At 52.5% G+C, this 19549-nt stretch carries 20 protein-coding genes; 13 read left to right on the forward strand and 7 right to left on the reverse strand.

The genetic code is table 11. The features are described from left to right. Positions 1-26 precede the first annotated feature (26 nt). Positions 27-452 (forward strand): VOC family protein, encoded by a 426-nt coding sequence (locus GW579_RS13760; RefSeq protein ID WP_152325497.1) that lies wholly within the window; start codon positions 27-29, stop codon positions 450-452. Between the two features lie 240 nt (positions 453-692). Next, positions 693-1631, forward strand: coding sequence for a D-alanyl-D-alanine endopeptidase (pbpG, locus tag GW579_RS13765; protein ID WP_193333123.1), 939 nt, complete (start codon positions 693-695; stop codon positions 1629-1631). Between the two features lie 161 nt (positions 1632-1792). Here the strand turns inward: pbpG and GW579_RS24020 are convergent, their stop codons facing one another. Both GW579_RS24020 and GW579_RS13770 read right to left on the reverse strand, forming a co-directional pair. Next, positions 1793-1876: a small membrane protein YohP gene (locus GW579_RS24020; RefSeq protein WP_019105993.1), complete on the reverse strand. Its 84-nt coding sequence runs from the start codon at positions 1874-1876 to the stop codon at positions 1793-1795. Positions 1877-1984: 108 nt separating this feature from the next. Continuing rightward, positions 1985-2617, reverse strand: coding sequence for an aspartate/glutamate racemase family protein (locus tag GW579_RS13770; RefSeq protein WP_165059522.1), 633 nt, complete (start codon positions 2615-2617; stop codon positions 1985-1987). Positions 2618-2883: 266 nt separating this feature from the next. On the opposite strand from GW579_RS13770, the gene GW579_RS13775 reads away from it, so the two are divergent. The 5 genes from GW579_RS13775 (at position 2884) to GW579_RS13795 (ending at position 8416) form a co-directional block, all read left to right on the forward strand. Continuing rightward, positions 2884-3603 carry a gluconate 2-dehydrogenase subunit 3 family protein gene (locus tag GW579_RS13775; protein WP_152325500.1) on the forward strand — a complete coding sequence of 240 codons (720 nt, stop codon included), beginning with the start codon at positions 2884-2886 and terminating at the stop codon, positions 3601-3603. Between the two features lie 55 nt (positions 3604-3658). Further along, the gene (locus GW579_RS13780) at positions 3659-5431 is read left to right on the forward strand and encodes a GMC family oxidoreductase (protein ID WP_152325501.1); all 1773 of its coding nucleotides are present in this window, start codon (positions 3659-3661) and stop codon (positions 5429-5431) included. Between the two features lie 2 nt (positions 5432-5433). Then, positions 5434-6741 carry a c-type cytochrome gene (locus tag GW579_RS13785; RefSeq protein WP_165059524.1) on the forward strand — a complete coding sequence of 436 codons (1308 nt, stop codon included), beginning with the start codon at positions 5434-5436 and terminating at the stop codon, positions 6739-6741. A 228-nt stretch (positions 6742-6969) separates the two neighbouring features. Next, positions 6970-7626 (forward strand): hypothetical protein, encoded by a 657-nt coding sequence (locus GW579_RS13790; protein WP_235937370.1) that lies wholly within the window; start codon positions 6970-6972, stop codon positions 7624-7626. A 199-nt stretch (positions 7627-7825) separates the two neighbouring features. Next, on the forward strand, positions 7826-8416 hold the full coding sequence (locus GW579_RS13795; RefSeq protein WP_152325503.1) for a Yip1 family protein: 591 nt from the start codon (positions 7826-7828) through the stop codon (positions 8414-8416). 76 nt (positions 8417-8492) lie between these two features. On the opposite strand, the gene dld is transcribed toward GW579_RS13795, so the two are convergent. Further along, on the reverse strand, positions 8493-10184 hold the full coding sequence (gene dld / locus GW579_RS13800) for a D-lactate dehydrogenase (protein WP_165059526.1): 1692 nt from the start codon (positions 10182-10184) through the stop codon (positions 8493-8495). Positions 10185-10390: 206 nt separating this feature from the next. Here dld and phnC point away from each other — a divergent pair, with 206 nt between their 5' ends. The 4 genes from phnC (at position 10391) to phnE (GW579_RS13820) (ending at position 14125) form a co-directional block, all read left to right on the forward strand. Further along, positions 10391-11224: a phosphonate ABC transporter ATP-binding protein gene (phnC, locus tag GW579_RS13805; RefSeq protein WP_165059528.1), complete on the forward strand. Its 834-nt coding sequence runs from the start codon at positions 10391-10393 to the stop codon at positions 11222-11224. A gap of 114 nt (positions 11225-11338) precedes the next feature. Beyond that, complete coding sequence (phnD, locus tag GW579_RS13810) at positions 11339-12271, forward strand: phosphonate ABC transporter substrate-binding protein (RefSeq protein WP_015698041.1); 933 nt, start codon at positions 11339-11341, stop codon at positions 12269-12271. 67 nt (positions 12272-12338) lie between these two features. Beyond that, positions 12339-13202, forward strand: a complete 864-nt coding sequence (gene phnE / locus GW579_RS13815; protein WP_165059530.1) for a phosphonate ABC transporter, permease protein PhnE — start codon at positions 12339-12341, stop codon at positions 13200-13202. Next, the gene (gene phnE / locus GW579_RS13820; protein ID WP_152325507.1) at positions 13202-14125 is read left to right on the forward strand and encodes a phosphonate ABC transporter, permease protein PhnE; all 924 of its coding nucleotides are present in this window, start codon (positions 13202-13204) and stop codon (positions 14123-14125) included. The genes phnE (GW579_RS13815) and phnE (GW579_RS13820) overlap by 1 nt, the downstream gene beginning before the upstream one ends. A 76-nt stretch (positions 14126-14201) precedes the next feature. Here phnE (GW579_RS13820) and GW579_RS13825 read toward each other — a convergent pair whose 3' ends face one another. Both GW579_RS13825 and GW579_RS13830 read right to left on the reverse strand, forming a co-directional pair. After that, positions 14202-15323, reverse strand: a complete 1122-nt coding sequence (locus GW579_RS13825) for a ribosomal protein uL16 3-hydroxylase (protein WP_165059532.1) — start codon at positions 15321-15323, stop codon at positions 14202-14204. Between the two features lie 157 nt (positions 15324-15480). Continuing rightward, a complete protein-coding gene (locus GW579_RS13830) occupies positions 15481-16860 on the reverse strand; it encodes an NAD-dependent succinate-semialdehyde dehydrogenase (protein ID WP_152325509.1) in 1380 nt (459 codons plus the stop codon). Between the two features lie 360 nt (positions 16861-17220). Here GW579_RS13830 and GW579_RS13835 point away from each other — a divergent pair, with 360 nt between their 5' ends. Next, positions 17221-17550: a DHCW motif cupin fold protein gene (locus GW579_RS13835; RefSeq protein ID WP_165059534.1), complete on the forward strand. Its 330-nt coding sequence runs from the start codon at positions 17221-17223 to the stop codon at positions 17548-17550. A 52-nt stretch (positions 17551-17602) separates the two neighbouring features. Continuing rightward, positions 17603-18700, forward strand: coding sequence for a D-alanine--D-alanine ligase (gene ddlA / locus GW579_RS13840; protein WP_165059536.1), 1098 nt, complete (start codon positions 17603-17605; stop codon positions 18698-18700). Positions 18701-18831: 131 nt separating this feature from the next. Here the strand turns inward: ddlA and bhsA (GW579_RS13845) are convergent, their stop codons facing one another. Continuing rightward, positions 18832-19089, reverse strand: coding sequence for a multiple stress resistance protein BhsA (bhsA, locus tag GW579_RS13845; protein WP_152325512.1), 258 nt, complete (start codon positions 19087-19089; stop codon positions 18832-18834). 150 nt (positions 19090-19239) lie between these two features. Beyond that, on the reverse strand, positions 19240-19497 hold the full coding sequence (gene bhsA / locus GW579_RS13850) for a multiple stress resistance protein BhsA (RefSeq protein WP_013576350.1): 258 nt from the start codon (positions 19495-19497) through the stop codon (positions 19240-19242). Positions 19498-19549 lie beyond the last annotated feature (52 nt).

Consider the following 19549-nt stretch of genomic DNA (forward strand, 5'->3'; position numbering starts at 1 on the left):
GCAACGCTTAAAAATGGAGGAGTATCATGGACAATAAAGACATCGGCCTGAGTCACATAGCTTTTGCCGTTAAAGATCTCGACGCCAGTATCGCTTTCTATCAGCAATTTGCCGGAATGAAAGTCATCCACCGGCGCGGCGAAAAAGGCACCCCCGTCCGGCCTGTTGCCTGGCTCAGCGACATGACCCGCCACTTTGCCCTGGTCCTGGCAGAAGACCCGCATTCTACCGACACTCAACTCGGCCCGTTCGGGCATCTCGGTATTGCCTGTGCCTCGAAAGAAGCGATGGACAACAAACTTGCCGAAGCGCGTGATGCGGGCGTTTTGCGTCAGGAACCGACAGATTCCGGCGCGCCTGTCGGCTATTGGGCTTTTCTCGATGATCCGGATGGAAATACGCTCGAACTTTCCTACGGGCAGGAAATCGGTTATTTAATCGACCATCAGTAATTGCCGGATAATCAATAATAAAAACGGGCAGGGAGCTAAAACCCTGCCCGTTGTCGTCTGAACTCCCTTCAATCTTACGCAAGTGTTCACTAACTCGCCATTGCACGGTCTGCGGGTGGTTGTGACAGACTTTGTGACAAATAGATTTGAAAATTGCGAGTGCTAAGACTATTCCTGTCACTTATAATTCCCGCCGCTGTTCCGACATAACTTCATGACAACTTTCTTAAATACAGAGCAATGCATGTGAAAATCCGTCTTCTGGTTCTGAGCTTATTAGCCTTAAATACAGGCATGTTGTCTGCACCTGCCGCCTTCGCTGCAAAACATGAGCAGGCCGTCGCTCCCATTGTTCAAATTGCTTCAGGCAGCGCCATGGTGGTGGATCTTAAAAGCCACGAAGTGATTTATTCCCGAAATCCGGATGAAGTGAGGCCGATTGCCTCCCTGACCAAACTGATGACCGCGATGGTGACGCTGGATGCGAATCTGCCGCTGGATGAAGTGATCAACGTTGATATCAGCAATACGCCTGAAATGCGTGGTGTGTTTTCCCGCGTGAAACTCAACAGTGAAATTACCCGCCGCCAGATGATTCAGCTGGCGCTGATGTCTTCCGAAAACCGTGCGGCGGCCAGCCTGGCGGCGCATTATCCGGGGGGCTATTCGGCGTTTATCAATGCGATGAATGCCAAAGCGAAATCCCTCGGCATGACCCATACCCATTACGTGGAGCCGACCGGGCTTTCGCCGCGAAACGTTTCCACGGCGCGTGATTTAACGCGATTGCTGCTGGCTTCGCAGCGCTATCCGCTGATCGGCCAGCTCAGTACCACGGCTGAGAAAACTGCGGTGTTCAGCCATCCGGCCTACGCACTGCCGTTCCGCAATACCAACCATCTTATCATGAATCCGTCGTGGAGCATTCAGCTGACCAAAACTGGTTATACCGACGTTGCCGGTCATTGTCTGGCGATGCGTACTACCATCAACGGCAAACCGGTCACGCTGGTGGTGATGGACGCGTTCGGGAAATTTACCGCCTTTGCGGATGCGAACCGTCTGCGAACCTGGATGGAAACCGGAAAAACCGTGCCTGTTCCGCAGATTGCCAAGAACTACCGTAAGCAGAAAGAGCAGCAGAAATCTCAGCCATCGATAGAAGAAGCTGACGATTAAATACCCGTTAACCCTCATGCCGCAGGTGTATTGGCCGTGATCCGGGTAACCTTTACTTGCCGCCTTCCTGCGACACGAATTATTTAGGGTATTAAGATTGTTCAAACTAAAAAGTCCGGCGCAGGTGCCGGACTTTTGTTTTATACGCAGACTGACGATTTTTAGAAAATCAGTTTAAACACCCCTGTCAGGGTCAGTAAGCCAACGATAAAGATGATGGCGATGATCCACAGAATAATTTTCATGTTTTCTCCTTATCACACCCTTTTGTCGTCATCAGCTAAGTTGGCTAAGCCAATGATTATTCCGCTTTCAGTATAGCCAATCCTGCCATTTGCGCTTTTCCGCCAGTCTTAAACCGCGACGACCGCTCTCAGGCCGCATTCCGGGCTGGTGAGCGGTTTGCCCCTTTGCGTGAACTGCGCCGCGCCGGTCATCGATGCCTGAGCCAGCACCACTGCGGCTGCGCCAGCTAAATAGGCTGCGTCGGCCGCTGCGGCGACAGTCTGCAAATATCCCGCCAGATCTCCCTGCTTAAACTTGTCCCAGGCTCCGGCTACCAGGCGCATTTCCAGCGCGGCGTCGGGGTGTTTTTCTGTCTGCTCAAACAGCTTCCTGGTCGGGCCGAGCGTGGTTTCCACCGCACATAACACCACCACTTTTCCGGCGGTTTTCATCGCGGCTTCGGCCAGCGCCTGATCAACGCGCAAAACTGGCACCTGCGTACTTTCAGCGGCGGCCGCAGCGGCTGCGCCCAGCGTTGAGCAGGTGAGTAAAACGCGATCGCTGTCCTGACTCAGCGCGAGCAATATCTGTGCGGTTTCTTCAAGAATTTCCGGCGTCAGCCCGCCAGCGTGTTCTGCGGCCGCCAGTAAATCCGGGCGGGAAATATGGCGGAATGTATGGTTATTCAGTCCCAGCTCCTGAGCTGCATTTTCAAAAACCGCGATGTTGCTGTCTGCCGTGTGTAAACAAGTGATGCGCATGGACGTCTCCGGAAAGTGTGATGACGCTACGTTAGCGAGTTTCTATCTTCCCGTGGAGGCTTTTTTGCCTGTAAAAATTTGTTAATTAGTGTACTAACTCAATGCAGAATAATTAACTCATTGATTTTAAATATATAAAATATGTACCTTTTGGTTCGAAATATCTTACTTTCATCTAACATCTTCGTATAATCTCCGTCACAAATATAAACCCATATCTGATGTGGGTAAGTCCCCTTTCAATGTGCGTAAACAGGAGAATTATCGTGAAACGCAGACACTTTCTGACCTCGATGGCGGTGCTGTTATTCAGTACCGCCTTAAAGGTTAAAGCCAAAATTTTCTCCGGCGGCATGCCGTGGATTATCCATTCGGTTCGTCCGCCAAAACCGGTGGTTGCCGGGGAATGGACGTTCTTCACCGCTGATGAAGTCAGCCTGATTGAAACGCTGGCTGACCGGATTATTCCGGCTGATGAGCTGAGCATCGGCGGGAAAGAGGCGGGCTGTGCGGTATTTCTTGACCGTCAGCTGAGCGGCGATTATGGCAACGCGGTCACGACTTACCGCCTCGGGCCGGTGATCCAGGACGGTTTACCGCAGGCCGGGCCGCAATACAAAGATACCCCTGCCGAACGGTACAGGCTGGGGCTGGCCGCGCTGAACAGCGTGGCGAAAGCGCGTAATGCGGGTAAAAACTTTACCGAACTGACCGGCGAGCAGCAGGACGATTTACTGCGCCGCGTGGAATCCGGCGAGATCCCGCTGACCGGCGTCAACGGCCAGCTGTTCTTCAATATGCTGGTGCAGAACATGCGCGAAGGCTTCTTCTCCGACCCGCTTTATGGCGGCAATAAAGACATGGCCGGCTGGAAAATGATTGGCTTCCCGGGCGCGCGGTATGACTTCCGCGATGTCATCGACCGCCGTGGTGAAGATCTGCATATCGAGCCCGTCAGCATGCTGACCCAATACGAAAAATCATAAAAACCGGCAACGCACGGGCTTTGATTATTGAGATATTTTCAGGAGTACATGTCGTATGAGCAATAAAAGAGAGAAGGTCGACGCAGTGATTGTCGGCCTCGGCTGGGCGGGTTCGCTGATGGCCAATGAACTGACGCTGGCTGGCCTGAATGTGGTCGCCATTGAACGTGGTTCATGGCGCGATACCAGCAATGATTTCCCGACCACCATTGATACCGACGAACTGCGCTTCGTCAGCCGTCGCGCGATTATGCAGCCTACGGCGGTAGAAACCCTGACCTTCCGTAATAACCCGATCCAGCAGGCGCTGCCGCTGCGTGAGTTTAATACTTACCAGTTCGGGATGAACGTCGGCGGGGCGGGCACGCACTGGAACGGCATGACCTGGCGCTTCCTGCCGTATGATTTCCAGAGCTACAGCCAGACGGTTGAACGCTACGGTAAAAACAAATTCCTGGAAGGAATGCAGGTTCAGGATTGGGGCGTGACATTTGACGACGTCGAACCGTTCTACGATAAATTTGAACGTTACGCCGGGACATCCGGGAAAGCCGGTAACATCAAAGGCGAAAAAATTGAAGGCGGCAACGTCTTCGAAGGCCCGCGCAGCCGGGATTATCCGCTGCCGCCGCTCAAGCGCACCCAGCTGTCGATGATTTTCGACAAAGCCACGCGCGAGATGGGCTATCACCCGTTTGCGGTGCCTGCGGGCAATACGTCCGGTGCGTACACCAACCCGCTGGGCGTCAACATGGCGCCGTGCACATACTGTGGTTACTGCGAATTCTTCGGCTGCGGCAACTGGTCGAAGAGTAGCCCGAATGCCTGCATCTTGCCTGCGGTAATGCAGCGCCCTAATTTTACGGTGATCACCGAATCCGAAGTCTTGCGCGTCAACAAAGCACCGGACGGCAAAACTGCCACCGGCGTGACCTTCATTGGCAGCGACGGCGTGGTGTGGGAGCAACCGGCGGATATCGTGGTGATTTCTGCCTACCAGATGGATAACGTCCGCCTGATGCTCCTTTCCGGCATCGGCCAGCCTTACGACCATAAAACCGGTGAAGGCGTGGTCGGGCGTAACTATGCGTACCAGACTATTTCCGGCGCAGGTTTCTTCTTCGAAGACGAAATGATGAATCCGTTCATCGGCGCAGGTGCGCTTTCACAGGCCATTGATGATTTCAACGGCGATAACTTCGATCACACCGGCCATGACTTTATCGGCGGCGGCGTTGCGCTGGTGCATTCCACTAACGGACGCCCGATCGGCTATTCCAACAACGTACCGCCGGGCACACCGCGCTGGGGCGCAGACTGGAAAAAAGCCGTCAAACACAGCTACCAGAACTACAACAATATTTATTGTATGGGCAACAGCTATCCGCACCGCGACGTGTTCCTCGATCTTGATCCGGAATACAAAGACCGCCACGGTCAGCCGCTGCTGCGCGTGACGTTCGACTGGATCGAAAACGACAAACGCTCAGCGAAATTCATGGCTGACCGCTCGGTTGAAATCGCGCATGCGATGGGGGCAAAAACCGTTGTGCGTCAGGAACCGACGGCTAAACCGTTCTCGCCAATGGATAACCTTTCTTCCCATACCACGGGCGGCGCCTGCATGGGCGACAACCCGAAAACCAGTGCGGTGAACCGCTATCTGCAAAGCTGGGATGTACATAACGTCTTTGTGTGTGGCGCATCGGCGTTTGCCAATAACGGCGGTTATAACCCCACCGGCACGGTGGGCGCGCTGACTTTATGGGCGGCAGAAGCGATTAAAACCCAATATCTGAAATCCCCTGGTCCGCTGGTGAGGGTTTAAGCATGAGAATGAAAAAAACGTTAGCAGTGATTGCCGGTGTGGTCGTCATCGGCGGGCTGGGGTTTGTCGGTGTGAAAATGGGGTACAACGCCAGCCAGTCCGGCGAATTTCAGGCACCCGCAGCGGCGGCGATGACCGGTAAAACGGCCATCGAACGCGGTAAATATCTGGCGCTGGCGGGGGATTGTGTGGCCTGTCATACCGCGCCGGGCGGTGGCAAGCCGTTTGCCGGAGGCTATGGTCTGAACACGCCGTTTGGCACGATTTACGCCACCAATATCACGCCTGATAAAGAAACCGGTATCGGCGGCTGGACCGATCAGCAGTTCATTAATGCGGTGCGTAACGGCAAAGGGATCAACGGGGAAAACCTCTATCCGGCGATGCCTTATAACGTCTATGCCAAGGTCAGCGATCAGGATCTGAAAGACATCAAAGCGTACCTGAATACCGTGCCCGCCGTGCATTACGATGGCCCGAAAACTGATCTGCCGTTCCCGTATAACATCCGCCTGATGATGTTTGGCTGGAACCTGTTGTTCCTGGATACCGCCCCGTTTAAGGCCGATCCGGCACAGTCAGCAGAATGGAACCGCGGTGCGTATCTGGTGGAAGGGCTGGGGCACTGCACATCGTGTCATACGGCGAAAAATCCGCTGGGGGGCGATAACTTTGGGGTGCATTTGCAGGGCGGAGAACTTCAGGGCTGGTTTGCGCCGGAAATCACCGGGAATGTCCGTCAGGGGCTTGGCGACTGGAGCAACGATGAAATTGTTCAGTACCTGAAAACTGGCGCGAACGCCCGTACCGTGGCCTCCGGCCCGATGGCGGAAGCGGTGACAAATTCGCTGCAACACCTGTCGGACTCCGATCTTCATGCCATTGCGGTTTACCTGAAAAGCTTACCGGGCAGCAAAGATAACTCCGCACCTTTCGCAGCGAATGCCTCAATGGCTAATGGTAAGGAACTCTACGCTGATAACTGCGCCGCCTGTCACCAGAATTCCGGTGAAGGTGTACGCAATATGGTGCCCGCGCTGAAAGGCAACAACGGCGTTCAGGCCAGCCAGCCGACGAATATTCTGCATGTGCTGATGAACGGTGCGCAGGGTGCCGCGACGCTCAGCAATCCGACCAGCGCGGATATGCCGGAGTTTGGCTGGAAAATGACGGATCAGCAAATGGCCGATGTCACGACTTACATCCGCAACGCGTGGGGAAATCAGGCGCCAGCGGTCAGTAAAGACGATGTGGCGAAGGCCAGAAAAACGCAGGACGGCGCGGCGGCGTTGCATAACCCTGCACCGTAAAAAAACCTGAGCGTATTATCAGGAGTCCCTGTAACGGAGCCGCGTAAGCGGCTCTTTTATTTGGTATTTATTCATTTTATCAATGCAATTCCCTAAGGCATAGATTCATCAATAATCACGCCCTGAACGAGAAAAAAATTGATTTGAGGTGTTTATTTATACAGTGCAGACTGCCCGCAGATTAAGGATGCCTGAACAAGGATTAGCTCAAGCGAGGGACAACACATCATGTTTCTGCTCAGGATGCCAGATTGCTGGCCAGCCAACCCGATGCTCTATCTTCCCGGTGCCCTGACGATGCCGGAAGACTTTAAGGGAGAATGGATTATGGAAGCGTTACTGCAAAGCCAGATCAACAGTATCGAAAAGCAGGGAATCAAAACCGGTGAGGAAATCGCAGGCCTCAATTTGCGGGTGGGAAAGGTTGAACAGCAAGTTGTTCAGCTTACAGAGGTCGTTACGGACACCAATCTCCGTGTGGGAAAACTCGAACACCAGATGGTCACGCTCACCGATGCTGTGACAGATATCGGTGTTCGCGTGGGGAAAACGGAGGAAAGTATTGTTCGCATCGATAAACATCTGGTCAGGATCGACGAGCATCTGGTGCGAATTGACGATCATTTTGTTCTCATTGATAAGAAATTTGACCTGGCAGATGAACGCTTTGAGAAAGTCGACCAGCGCTTTGACAAAATGGATCTGCGTTTCGATAAAATGGATGCCCGATTTGATTCCGTGGAGTCGCAGCTGGCGGTTATTCAGTCGAATTACGTGACCAAGGATATTTTCCACATCTATATTACAAAACAGACCCATTGGATCATGGGCATGATGGTAGCACTGGCTGGTGTGGTGCTTACCGCTGCATGCTATATCCACTGACCTTCAGGGAAATTCCTTTCTCCGGCATCAACATCCTCTGCGACAGGGGGGTTGTGCCGCCAGCAAACCGCTTAATAACGGCTATAATATAAACAGGCTGCCACCTTCTTGTTGCCCTTGTGACCTTTATCAAACGGGCATTCCCGAAGGTTTATCATCGTACGCCGCTGGCGGCTTTCGGCGCACAAGGGGGTGTTTCATGGGTAATCATGTCTGGGGACTGTTATCTCATCCGGGTCCCGAATTGCAGCAAATCCAGCGTGAACGGGAAACCGTTTCACATGTTTATTCCCACCATGTTTTTCTGATGGCGCTGATTCCGGTTGTCTGTTCCTTTATCGGGACAACGCAGCTGGGCTGGAACTTCGGTGACGGCCAGAAGCTGATGGTTTCCATGTTCACCGCGTCCTACATCGCTGTAATCTTCTATGTTCTGATGCTCGCCGCTGTTGCTTTGATGGGGCGAATTATCTACTGGATGGCGCGTCGTTATGACAGCCGCCCGACACTCAACAGTTGTATTGTGTTTGCCGGTTACGTTGCCACGCCGATGTTCCTCAGCGGGATCGTTGCGCTTTATCCGATGGTCTGGTTATGCCTGTTTGTCGGGCTGATTGGCCTTTGCTACAGCGGATATCTGCTGTACCTCGGTATTCCAAACTTCCTCAACATTGACCACCGCGAGGGGTTCCTGTTCTCCAGCTCAACGCTGGCGATGGGGGTTCTGGTTCTTGAGTTGTTACTCGCACTGACCGTGCTGATGTGGGGTTATGGAACCAAATTGTTCTAACCAATGAGATGAGGTCGGAGTGACGTAGTATCCCTCCCCTGAAAAGGGGAGGGTTGGTCAGAAGCACTTCACCGCGTTATTCCTGCCAGTTTTTCAGCTTACTGGTTTTGCCGATCCCCGGGTTAAAACTGTTGGTCGGGTCAGCCTGCCGGTAAAATTCCTTCAGATGCGGTTTTGCAATATACAGATGTCCGACATTGTGTTCCGCCGGATATTCGGCACCTTTGGCATCCAGCAACTCGAGCATGCGGTGTTTCAGCGCCTTACTGTTCGCCCCTTTTTTGACAATGTAATCCTGATGGAAAACGTGGCACATAAAATGGCCGTAATAGAGTTTTGCCACCAGCTGGTTATCAATATCCTCCGGCAACGTTTCAAACCAGTCGCGATCGTTGCGGCGCAGTGCGATATCCAGCGCCAGAATGTCTTCCACTTCTTTCTCATGCACAGCGTGATAACGAACGGCGGCACCCGCCGCAGCGAAGCGGTGCAGAAACGCCTTTTTGCCTTCGTCGGCGGAACAGATAAAGAAATCACCCTGATTTTCGCTGAAGAAACGGGTCAGAAACGTTCTGGCTTCATCAATTCCGGGGCCGGACATTTTCAGCAATAAGTGATGCTCAAACCGGTCACGATATTGCTTCATGCGGGGCGGTAAATGATTCGGCAGCGCTTTACTCAGGCACTGCATTACGCGGTCGCTGAAATGTTTCGGCAGGAAAGGCACCTTGCTGGCGTGTGCGTCAAACTTCCCTTTGGCGGTAAACATATCCGGCATTTTGTCTGTGCCGAGCTTGTCGATCATCAGGAACGTATCTTTACCGTACACTTCGGTGATATCGAAAATATCCCGGTGCATGTATTCGCCAGCCACCGGAAGATTCGCAAAATCTCTCAGGATCTGACGACGTAACTCAGTGAGAACCTCTGTGTCATTAGTGCCGATATAGAAAACCTGCTGCTGGGTTTCTGCCGGGAAAGTATCGAGACGGACGGCGAAAACCGCCAGCTTCCCGGCACAGCCCGAGGCTTCAAACAAACGGCGCTCATCGGCGTTAAAGCGTGATGGCGTATCGGCATCCACTTCGCGGACACGCGCCGCGTAATCATGGTCCGAAGCCAGCCGCTGATCGTGCAGAATATCAGCTTCGAGATAATCGCCTTTTTCCAGCCGTGTCAGAATCTCTTCCGGCGTCTCACCCAGATTGATCCCCAGATGGTTTATCAGCCGGAGTTCTCCCTGCGCATCAATCTGCGCATACAACGCCATTTCCGTATAAGCCGGACCACGTTTCACCAGTGAACCGCCGGAGTTGTTGCATATCCCGCCGATGACGGAGGCACCAATGCAGGATGAACCGATGACCGAATGTGGCTCGCGGTTATACGGCTTGAGAATTTTTTCGAGCTTATACAACGTGCTGCCGGGGAAACCGATCACCTGATGGCCGCCGTCGAGCAGCTGGATCTGATCGAGTTTCAGGGTGCTGAAAATGACGATGTCGCGGTCATAATCGTCGCCGCTCGGCGTCGAACCTTCGGTCAGCCCCGTATTGGCGGCCTGCATGATGACAATTTTGTCGGCCGCGATGCAGGCTTTAAGCAGTTGCCATTGTTGAAGCAATGTCTGCGGGAATACCACCGCCAGCGCCTTGCCGCCGCCGGAGCGAAACCCCTTGCGGTAGCGCTCGGTATTGCTGTCGCCGGTCAGGACATGGCGGCTTCCGGCGATTTCTTTCAGCGTGGTGATGAGTGACTGATTATCCATTTCATCTTCCTTTTTTTGACGTAGGCTCTGCAATCATAGACTTAAATGCCACATAACAGGCTACAGATCATTCAGGATAATTACCGAGGGATTTCTCTTAAGTTGCTACATTTTTGTCATATGCTGTCCACTAAATCGTCATTGATGTGTCACAAAACTCGCGCTTAATGAACGCCAGATAACGAAAGCAACCGAGAGACAGCATCATGGCGCAAGCTCAACTTAAGCTGGCACAGGCTGAATATCCTCAGGCCGGGCAGCAACATCTGAACAAAGTGCTGGACGTGAAAGGCCTGGTGAAATCCTATAAATCAGGTCAGCGTGTTCTTAATGACATCAATTTCGATCTTCACGCCGGTGAATTTGTTGCGGTCATTGGCCGTTCCGGTGCGGGGAAATCGACTCTGCTGCACGTGCTTAACGGCACGATCCCGTTAACCGACGGCAGTGTGGTGTGTCATTACGAAAACGGTGAGCAGCAGGAACTGGCGGGTCTGACCGGCAAAGCGTTGCGTCGCTGGCGTTCGGGCTGCGGCATGATTTTCCAGGACTTCTGCCTGGTTCCGCGTCTGGACGTGTTAACCAACGTGTTGCTGGGGCGTCTGAGTCACACTTCCACGTTTAAATCCTTCTTTAATCAGTTCGATGACGAAGACCGCGCCCGCGCGATTTCCCTGCTGGAATGGTTGCACATGTTGCCGCATGCGCTGCAACGTGCTGAAAACCTCTCAGGGGGTCAGATGCAGCGTGTCGCTATTTGTCGCGCCCTGATGCAAAACCCGAAAATTTTACTGGCCGATGAACCGGTTGCCTCGCTGGATCCTAAAAATACCCTGCGTATCATGAACGCCCTGAAAAAGGTCAGCGAAGAGAACATCGCGGTGATGGTTAACCTGCATTCCGTAGAACTGGTAAAAGATTACTGCACCCGCGTGATCGGCATTGCGAAAGGGCAGATTATCTTTGATGGTCATCCGGATCAGTTAACCGACGGGATCTTGCAGCAGTTATATGGCGAAGAACACGACGTTAATTCCTGATGCTGACGCGTTGTAACGAATGTTTTAATAAATAAAGTCCGTATTTTATTTCGGAAATAAATTTTAGCCGTACTTATTTTCACTTTCTCTCAATCTACACAAGGTCATCATTAAATGAAGAAGTTATTACGTCTGGCGGTCTTTGTTGCAGGTTCCCTTACCGCAATGCACAGCATGGCAGAAGATGCGCCTAAAGAATTGAATTTAGGTATTCTGGGTGGTCAGAACGCCACTCAGCAAATCGGCGATAATCAGTGTGTAAAAGATTTCTTCGATAAAGAATTAAATGTGGATACCAAACTGCGTAATTCATCCGATTACTCGGGTGTTATTCAGGGATTATTAGGCAAGAAAGTCGACATGGTATTAAGCATGTCGCCTTCTTCTTTCGCGTCTGTGTATATTAATAACCCGAAAGCGGTAGATCTGGTCGGTATCGTAATCGATGACACCGACAAATCCCGCGGTTATCACTCCGTTGTTGTCGTAAAAGCGGACAGCCCGTACCAGAAACTGTCTGACCTGAAAGGCAAATCATTTGGCTTTGCTGATCCGGATTCCACGTCCGGTTACCTGATCCCGAACCAGACTTTCAAGAAAGAGTTTGGCGGTACGACGGATAACAAATACAACAACTTCTTCTCCAGCGTGACCTTTTCCGGCGGCCACGAGCAGGATATCCTCGGCGTGCTGAACGGGCAGTTTGAAGGCGCGGTAACCTGGGCTTCCATGATTGGCGATCGCGAAACCGGCTATACCTCCGGCGCGTTCAACCGCATGATCCGCATGGACCATCCGGATCTGATGAAGAAAATCCGCATTATCTGGGAATCCCCGTTAATTCCTAACGGCCCGATTTTGGTTCGCAGCGATTTGCCACCGGCATTTAAAGCGAAACTGGTTTCAGCCATTAAGAAACTGGATAAAGACGATCACGCCTGCTTCGTGAAGGCCGTTGGCGGTAAACAACATATCGGCGAAACGTCTCTGGCTGAATATCAGCAGATTATTGATATGAAGCGTGAATTGACGAAGGGTGGCCGTTAATACCCTGACTTCCTCCCCTTTCACGGGGGAGGAATAAAAAATCCCCATGTAAACCGGAAATATTATTTTGAATAAAGACTTCAATCGTTATTACCAGAATATACGCGGTAAGCAAAAGCGCGAGGCGCTGATATGGTCAGGGCTGATGCTGCTGTTATATTTATGGTCTGGCAATGTTTCCGAACTTAATCTGAAAACTATTATTGTTTCAGCTCCCAGCTTTTTTGATTATATCGGTCAGACGGTTCCGGTTCTGCACTGGTCATTATTATTCGCAGACGGACACACCGAAGGTTCTCTGGCTTACTGGGGATACCGTCTCAATATCCAGTTACCGCTGATTTGGGAAACTATTCAGCTGGCATTGTCTTCAACGATTTTGTCTACCGCGCTGGCCATTGTACTGGCGTTTCTTGCCGCCAGTAATACAGATTCCCCAAAATGGGTGAAATTCAGTATCCGCACGTTTGTGGCTTTCCTGCGAACCATGCCTGAACTGGCCTGGGCCGTGATGTGCGTAATGGCCTTTGGCGTCGGGGCTATTCCGGGCTTTATCGCGCTGACCTTACACACCGTCGGCAGCCTGACAAAATTGTTCTACGAATCTATCGAAACCGCGTCGGACAAACCGGTGCGTGGCCTGAGAGCCTGCGGAGCAGGGCGCTTGCAGCGCATGCGTTTTGCCATGTGGCCACAGGTTAAACCTATCTTTTTGTCCTACAGCTTTATGCGTCTGGAAATTAATTTCCGCCAGTCGACCATCCTCGGCCTGGTGGGCGCGGGCGGGATTGGTCAGGAACTGATGACGTCCATCAAGCTCGACCGCTATGACCAGGTCAGCATGACGTTGCTGCTGATTATTCTGGTGGTTTCCGGGATGGATTATCTATCGGGTAAATTACGCAAACGCGTGGTGGAGGGCACTTTCTGATGTTAACTGACGCGCTTGAACCTCATGTCATTGCTGGCCTGAAACAGCAGCACGCACATCTGTTTTCCGCGCAGCGTCGTTACCTGCGTTATCTGGCAATTCTGGCTGTCGTGATTGTGTTGTATTACGTCTATTTCTTCAGCTATTTCGGTATTCCTTGGAGCGAAGTCGTGCGCGGCACCCGCGAAGTCGGGCGTTATTTCCTGCGCATGTTCGTGTGGCATAACGTTTCCGAATGGCCGTTTATGTACTACTTCTCGCAGATTGCGATCACGCTGGCGATTGTGTTTGCCGGGACGGTCACCGCCTCTTTCCTCGCACTGCCGCTGTCTTTTCTTGCGGCGCGAAATGTGATGTCCACGCCGGTTCTCCGGCCGGTTTCACTGGTGATCCGCCGCATTCTGGACGTACTTCGCGGCCTGGATATGGCGATCTGGGGGCTGATATTTGTCCGCGCTGTCGGCATGGGGCCTCTGGCCGGCGTGCTGGCAATTGTGATGCAGGATTTAGGCTTACTCGGCAAGCTTTACGCTGAAGGCCACGAAGCAGTGGAACGTTCACCCAGCCGCGGCCTGCGTGCGCTGGGCGCATCTCCGCTACAGACGCACCGTTTTGGTATTTTCACGCAGTCTTTCCCGACGTTCCTGGCGCTGTCGCTGTATCAGATTGAGTCCAACACCCGTTCTGCTGCCGTTCTCGGTTTTGTGGGCGCGGGCGGTATCGGTCTGGTTTATGCGGAAAATATGCGGTTGTGGAACTGGGATGTGGTGATGTTTATCACGCTGATTCTGGTGGCTATCGTCATGACGATGGATAAGATTTCAGCGATGCTGCGCGCCAAATATATTCTGGGCGAAGAGATTGATCTGTTTGTGCCGGAAGAGCGGAAAATGAAGCCGCCGGTCGAATTGTATAAGCCCTGATTCTGAGCGGTCTTAAAACTAAAAAGGCGGCATCCACCGGATGCCGCCTTTTGTCATAACCGGGCAGCAAAAAATATTACTCGTCGAAATACCAGTAACCCTGATTCACCAGATCGGTGAACACGGCCATGAACGCCGGATCCTGCACGGCATCGCCCAGCTCTTTTTTACCGATCCGCGTGAAACGGCAAAGTGCATCCGCTGCCTGATATTGCTCGGTTTCCAGCGCTTCACTGTTGACGAAGAAACGGTCGCCGACGTTCAGCACACGCAGACCGCTCAGACGGGTCAGGCTGTCGCCCTGCATCAGCGCATCCACGATTTCGTGCGTTTCATATGGCGGTTCGGCGGGGGCGATGTCCAGCTCATGGCGCGGCGTGGTTGCAAAACGTCCGAACCATTGTCTGAACGCTTCCGGCTGATTGATCAGGTCATGCATCATATTGCGCACGCGATCCAGCTCGTATTCTTCTACTTTGCCCACATGATCGCGCAGCGTTAAATCCGGGTCGCTGTAGTGGTCGCCACCTAAATCATTTTCCAGTGCGTAGTCGGCAAAGCTGCTGATAAAGTCGCGGGTATTCGGGCCACGGAAACCGACGGAATAGTTGAGGGCGGTTTCATGGGTGAAGCCGTCGTGCGGGAAGCCCGGCGGAATGTACAGAATGTCGCCCGGCTCAAGATCTTCATCGATGATCGGCGTAAACGGATCGACATGCAGCAACGCCGGATGCGGGCAGAACTGACGCATCGGCAAAGCATCGCCCACGCGCCAGCGACGGCTGCCCATTCCCTGAATGATAAACACATCGTACTGATCGATATGCGGGCCAACGCCACCGCCGGGCACGGAATAGGAGATCATCAGGTCATCCAGGCGCCAGTCTGGCAGCACGCGGAACGGACGAACCAGTTCAGCCGCAGGCAGATGCCAGTGGTTCACCGCCTGTGCCAGCAACGACCAGCCGGTTTCACCCAGCCCGTCGAAATGCTCAAAAGGACCGTTGCTCGCCTGCCATTCACCATTTTTATGGCTCACCAGACGGCTGTCCACTTCAGGTTCCATCGCAAGGCCGGCTAATTCATCGGGAGTGATCGGATCGACAAAGTTTGTAAATGCTTTTTTTAATACAACAGGTTGTTTCTGCCAGTATTTTTCTAAAAATTCCGGCCAGTCCAGATTGAGTTCATACGCCATGTGATTTACCAGTGGGAAGACAAACGGGCCTGATTATAGAGAGGCTGGCGGGTATGCCGCTTTGTCATTAATCAAGGGATCACAAAAGACTGGCGGAGGGAGGGAATTTCCCTCTCCGGGCGGAGAGGGAAGTGTTACGGGGCGGTGCAAACGGGTATTAAGACTTGGCGGCAAGCACCACCAGTTTTTGGTTCACAAACTCTTTGATCCCCAGATCTGACAGCTCGCGGCCAAAACCGGAGCGTTTTACCCCTCCGAATGGCAGCTCGGCGGCGGTATCCGTTGGTGAGTTAACATATACCATTCCGGTTTCGATCTGGCTCGCCAGCTTACGGGCGCGGTTGAGATCGGTCGTGAATACCGAACCGCCGAGGCCGTAGTGCGAGTCGTTGGCCAGTTTCACCAGTTCCTCGTCGTTTTTGACGATATAAACCTGCGCAACCGGGCCGAAAAACTCCTCGAAGTAAGCCGGATTATCACGCGTGATGTGTGTGAGGATCGTTGGCTCGAAGAAGTTGCCCGGATTCCCCGTCACTTTCTTGCCGCCGAAATGCAGTTTTGCACCGTGCTTCACGGCATCGTCTACCTGCTTGCTCAGCGTTTTCACCGCATCGGCTGAAGACAATGGCCCCAGCGTGGTCGATTTATCCAGCGGATCGCCGATTTTCAGTGCCTTGAAGTGTTCAGTGAATTTTTTCAGGAATTCATCGGCCACTTTTTCATGAATGATAAAGCGCTTGGCGGCAGTACAAACCTGCCCGGCGTTGGAAACACGCGCCTGAGCACCGGCTTTGGCGGCGTGATCAATATCGGCATCATCCAGTACCGCGAAGACGTCATTCCCGCCCAGTTCGAGCGTGGATTTTTTCAGTTTCCCGGCTGCGCGCGCCGCCACAATCGCCCCGGCTTTTTCCGAACCGGTCAGTGCGACGCCCTGAACGCGATCGTCATCAATGATCGATGCGACCTGATCCTGAGAAATAAACAGATTGGTATAGGCACCTTTTGGCGCACCGGCTTCAGAAACCAGCTTCTCAAAGGTTTCTGCGCAATGCGGCACGATACTGGCGTGTTTTACCAGCACGCTGTTACCGGATGCGAGATTCGGCGCAAGCACACGCATCAGCTGGTAGAACGGGAAATTCCACGGCTCGACCGCCATGATTACGCCAATCGGATGATGCTCGACCCAGGCTTCGCCGAGGTCAGATTTATACGGCACAGGTTTGAGAAATTCCTCGGCGTTTTCCGCATAGAATTTCGCAATATCGGCGCAAATCTGCACTTCGCCACGGCTCTGACCAATGAGTTTGCCCATCTCTACACTGACCACTTCTGCCAGTTCATCGACACGGGAAGCCATCAGCTCGGACAATTTATGCAGCACTTTGATCCGCTGTTTGATATCTCCCTGTGCCCAGTCGGATTTATAGAGGGCATGCGCGGTGGACAAGGCTTGTTCAACCTGCTTGTCGTTGTGCGTCTGATATTCTTTGATGAGCTTGTTATTAAAAGGATTTATCGTCTGATATGGCATCTGTTGCTCCTTGTTTTGTGGCGCGCCGGATAATGTCATCAGCGCGTTGGAATTGAGGTGCGTTCGATTTACTGCCTTTGGCCTGCTTCTTAACGCTTGTTTCATCTCACTGCCAATAAGCATAGTCGATAAAACGTGAACTCTGTCTCACAGACATCTCATGCAACACATGAGGTTCGGGCTTTTTAGCGGCTTGCGCGCAGGCCTTGCCATCCGCGGGCTACCGCCTGTCTCTAAGAACAATCGCCTTTACTTAACTTTGCGGCGAAAGGGTTTTCGAATTGTTTTCAGCAAGCGATTGATAAATTTACCGCTCACTTTTATGCTGGCTTTCCTTCCTTTTCCGACATTGAGAAACTCATGAAGCTTGATGCGATCCCTTTTTGCACGACTGACTGGAGCGACGTAACGCCGACACAACATCCGGGCGACACTGGTATGGCGCTGTGGCGTACGCAAAAATTTGGCGATATCCGCGTGCGGGTCGTCGAATATTCCGCAGGATACGAGGCCGATCACTGGTGCAGTAAAGGGCATGTGCTGTTTTGCCTGGAAGGGGAATTGCACACGCGCCTGGAAGATGGCCGCACCTTTACTCTCTCGCCGGGCATGAGTTATCAGGTGGCGGATAACGCGGAAGCGCACCGTTCCTCAACCCCCGTCGGGGCTAAATTGTTTGTCGTTGATTAGTCGTACACAGAAAAATCGCCGCCAGCGTGAGGCTGGCGACAAGGAGCAGCAGGTGAGTAAATTACGGGTAGGCATCATTTTTGGCGGCAAATCGGCAGAGCACGAAGTGTCATTACAATCAGCAAAAAATATTGTGGATGCCATTGATAAAGAACGCTTTGACGTGACTTTGCTGGGCATCGATAAGAAAGGCGAGTGGCATATTAATGACGCCAGTAACTACCTGATTAATGCTGAAAATCCGTCACTGATTGCCCTCAACCGCTCGAATAATCAGGTCGCGCTCATTCCGGGGCAAACTGAAAATCAGCTGATTGAAACGCACAGTGCCAGCGCATTGTCGCAGGTGGACGTCATCTTCCCGATTGTTCACGGAACGCTGGGCGAAGATGGTTCATTGCAGGGACTGCTGCGCATGGCAAACATTGCGTTCGCCGGTTCCGGCGTGTTGGGGTCGGCTGTAAGCATGGATAAAGATGTGACCAAGCGTCTGCTGCGGGATGCCGGTTTGTCCGTCGCACCCTTTGTCACCCTGACCCGTGCGAATCGCCAGAAATATACGTTTGCTGAAGTCTCTAAGCAGCTCGGCTTACCGCTGTTTATTAAGCCTGCCAATCAGGGTTCTTCCGTCGGCGTCAGCAAAGTGAGCAACGAAACAGGTTTCATTACTGCACTGGAAAAAGCATTCAGTTTCGATCATAAAGTGCTGGTCGAATCCGCGATTAAAGGCCGTGAAATCGAATGCGCGGTACTTGGCAACGATTACCCGCAGGCCAGCGTATGCGGCGAAGTCATCCTGCACGACGAGTTTTATTCCTACGACACCAAGTACATTAATGAAGCCGGCGCATCGATTGCCGTTCCCGCCGATTTGCCGCAGGAGACGCATGACCGCATTCGTGCCATCGCATTGCGGGCATTTCAGGTGCTGGAATGCCGGGGCATGGCGCGCGTCGATGTGTTCCTGACCGAACAGGGTGACGTCGTTATCAACGAAATTAATACGTTGCCGGGCTTTACCAACATCAGCATGTACCCGAAACTCTGGGCGGCCAGCGGCTTAAACTACAGTGATCTGATCACGCGTCTGATCGAACTGGCGCTGGAGCAACACGAGCAGGATAACCAGCTCAAAAGCTCAGCGAACTGATTTGTAAGAGGTGCTGCAAAAGAAAAGCAGGGAGAAATCCCTGTATGGCGGGATCAATTTAAAGGTCTCCTCAAATCGCAGACACGAAAAAGGCGGCAAACGCCGCCTCTTCTGCTTACTGCTGAGGACTCTTATTTGTACAGTTCAGCTGTACCGTACAGGTGGTTGTCACCAGACGCACCGATGATACGGTAAGAACTTGCACCGGCTTCGCTGGCTTTAGCATTCAGTTTGTCCTGCAGGCTGCTCAGGCTGTTACCTGAAGTCGCGCTGACGACACCAATCGCCTGCTGACCAGCCGGAGCGGACTGAACTTCAGTCGCTGCCAGGGTAGAGAATGATGCGGTTGCCAGTGCGATGGCGGCGAGAGTCATAGTAATGTTTTTCATGATGGTTTCCTCAATTCGTTTATTGCGCTTTGCCAGGCGTTGTCATCAACGTTCATTTAATGTGCAAAGCTGTCTTCTGTCCGATACAACATCTAGCTTATTAATCGTTAACTAAATGCCGCTTTACCCTTTTCAAGTCGTACTCCGTGCTTATTTATACAGCTCAGCAGTACCGTACAGGTGGTTTTCACCAGAAGCACCGATGATGCGGTATGAACTTGCACCGGCTTCGTTCGCTTTAGCGTTCAGCTTGTTTTGCAGGCTTGACAAATCATTGCTTGAAGAAGCACTTACCACACCGATTGCCTGTTGGCCTTCTGGTGCAGACTGAACTTCAGTCGCAGCCAGAGTTGAGAATGAAGCGGTAGCGAGGGCGATTGCAGCTAATGTCATAGTGATGTTTTTCATGATTTCTTCCTGTTTTAATCTGTTTATCAGCAGGTGGTTTAGGTCAGACGTT

It is taken from the genome of Rahnella contaminans (assembly GCF_011065485.1).
Lineage (GTDB): Bacteria > Pseudomonadota > Gammaproteobacteria > Enterobacterales > Enterobacteriaceae > Rahnella > Rahnella contaminans.

Coding starts and splice junctions, on each gene's coding strand:
- GW579_RS13795 (WP_152325503.1), top strand. CDS start 7,826: ATGGGTAATCATGTCTGGGGACTGTTATCTCATCCGGGTCCCGAATTG.
- GW579_RS13780 (WP_152325501.1), top strand. CDS start 3,659: ATGAGCAATAAAAGAGAGAAGGTCGACGCAGTGATTGTCGGCCTCGGC.
- GW579_RS13770 (WP_165059522.1), bottom strand. CDS start 2,617: ATGCGCATCACTTGTTTACACACGGCAGACAGCAACATCGCGGTTTTT.
- phnE (WP_152325507.1), top strand. CDS start 13,202: ATGTTAACTGACGCGCTTGAACCTCATGTCATTGCTGGCCTGAAACAG.
- dld (WP_165059526.1), bottom strand. CDS start 10,184: ATGGATAATCAGTCACTCATCACCACGCTGAAAGAAATCGCCGGAAGC.
- bhsA (WP_152325512.1), bottom strand. CDS start 19,089: ATGAAAAACATTACTATGACTCTCGCCGCCATCGCACTGGCAACCGCA.
- phnC (WP_165059528.1), top strand. CDS start 10,391: ATGGCGCAAGCTCAACTTAAGCTGGCACAGGCTGAATATCCTCAGGCC.
- GW579_RS13785 (WP_165059524.1), top strand. CDS start 5,434: ATGAGAATGAAAAAAACGTTAGCAGTGATTGCCGGTGTGGTCGTCATC.
- GW579_RS13825 (WP_165059532.1), bottom strand. CDS start 15,323: ATGGCGTATGAACTCAATCTGGACTGGCCGGAATTTTTAGAAAAATAC.
- GW579_RS24020 (WP_019105993.1), bottom strand. CDS start 1,876: ATGAAAATTATTCTGTGGATCATCGCCATCATCTTTATCGTTGGCTTA.
- GW579_RS13830 (WP_152325509.1), bottom strand. CDS start 16,860: ATGCCATATCAGACGATAAATCCTTTTAATAACAAGCTCATCAAAGAA.
- GW579_RS13835 (WP_165059534.1), top strand. CDS start 17,221: ATGAAGCTTGATGCGATCCCTTTTTGCACGACTGACTGGAGCGACGTA.
- pbpG (WP_193333123.1), top strand. CDS start 693: ATGCATGTGAAAATCCGTCTTCTGGTTCTGAGCTTATTAGCCTTAAAT.
- GW579_RS13790 (WP_235937370.1), top strand. CDS start 6,970: ATGTTTCTGCTCAGGATGCCAGATTGCTGGCCAGCCAACCCGATGCTC.
- phnD (WP_015698041.1), top strand. CDS start 11,339: ATGAAGAAGTTATTACGTCTGGCGGTCTTTGTTGCAGGTTCCCTTACC.
- bhsA (WP_013576350.1), bottom strand. CDS start 19,497: ATGAAAAACATCACTATGACATTAGCTGCAATCGCCCTCGCTACCGCT.
- GW579_RS13760 (WP_152325497.1), top strand. CDS start 27: ATGGACAATAAAGACATCGGCCTGAGTCACATAGCTTTTGCCGTTAAA.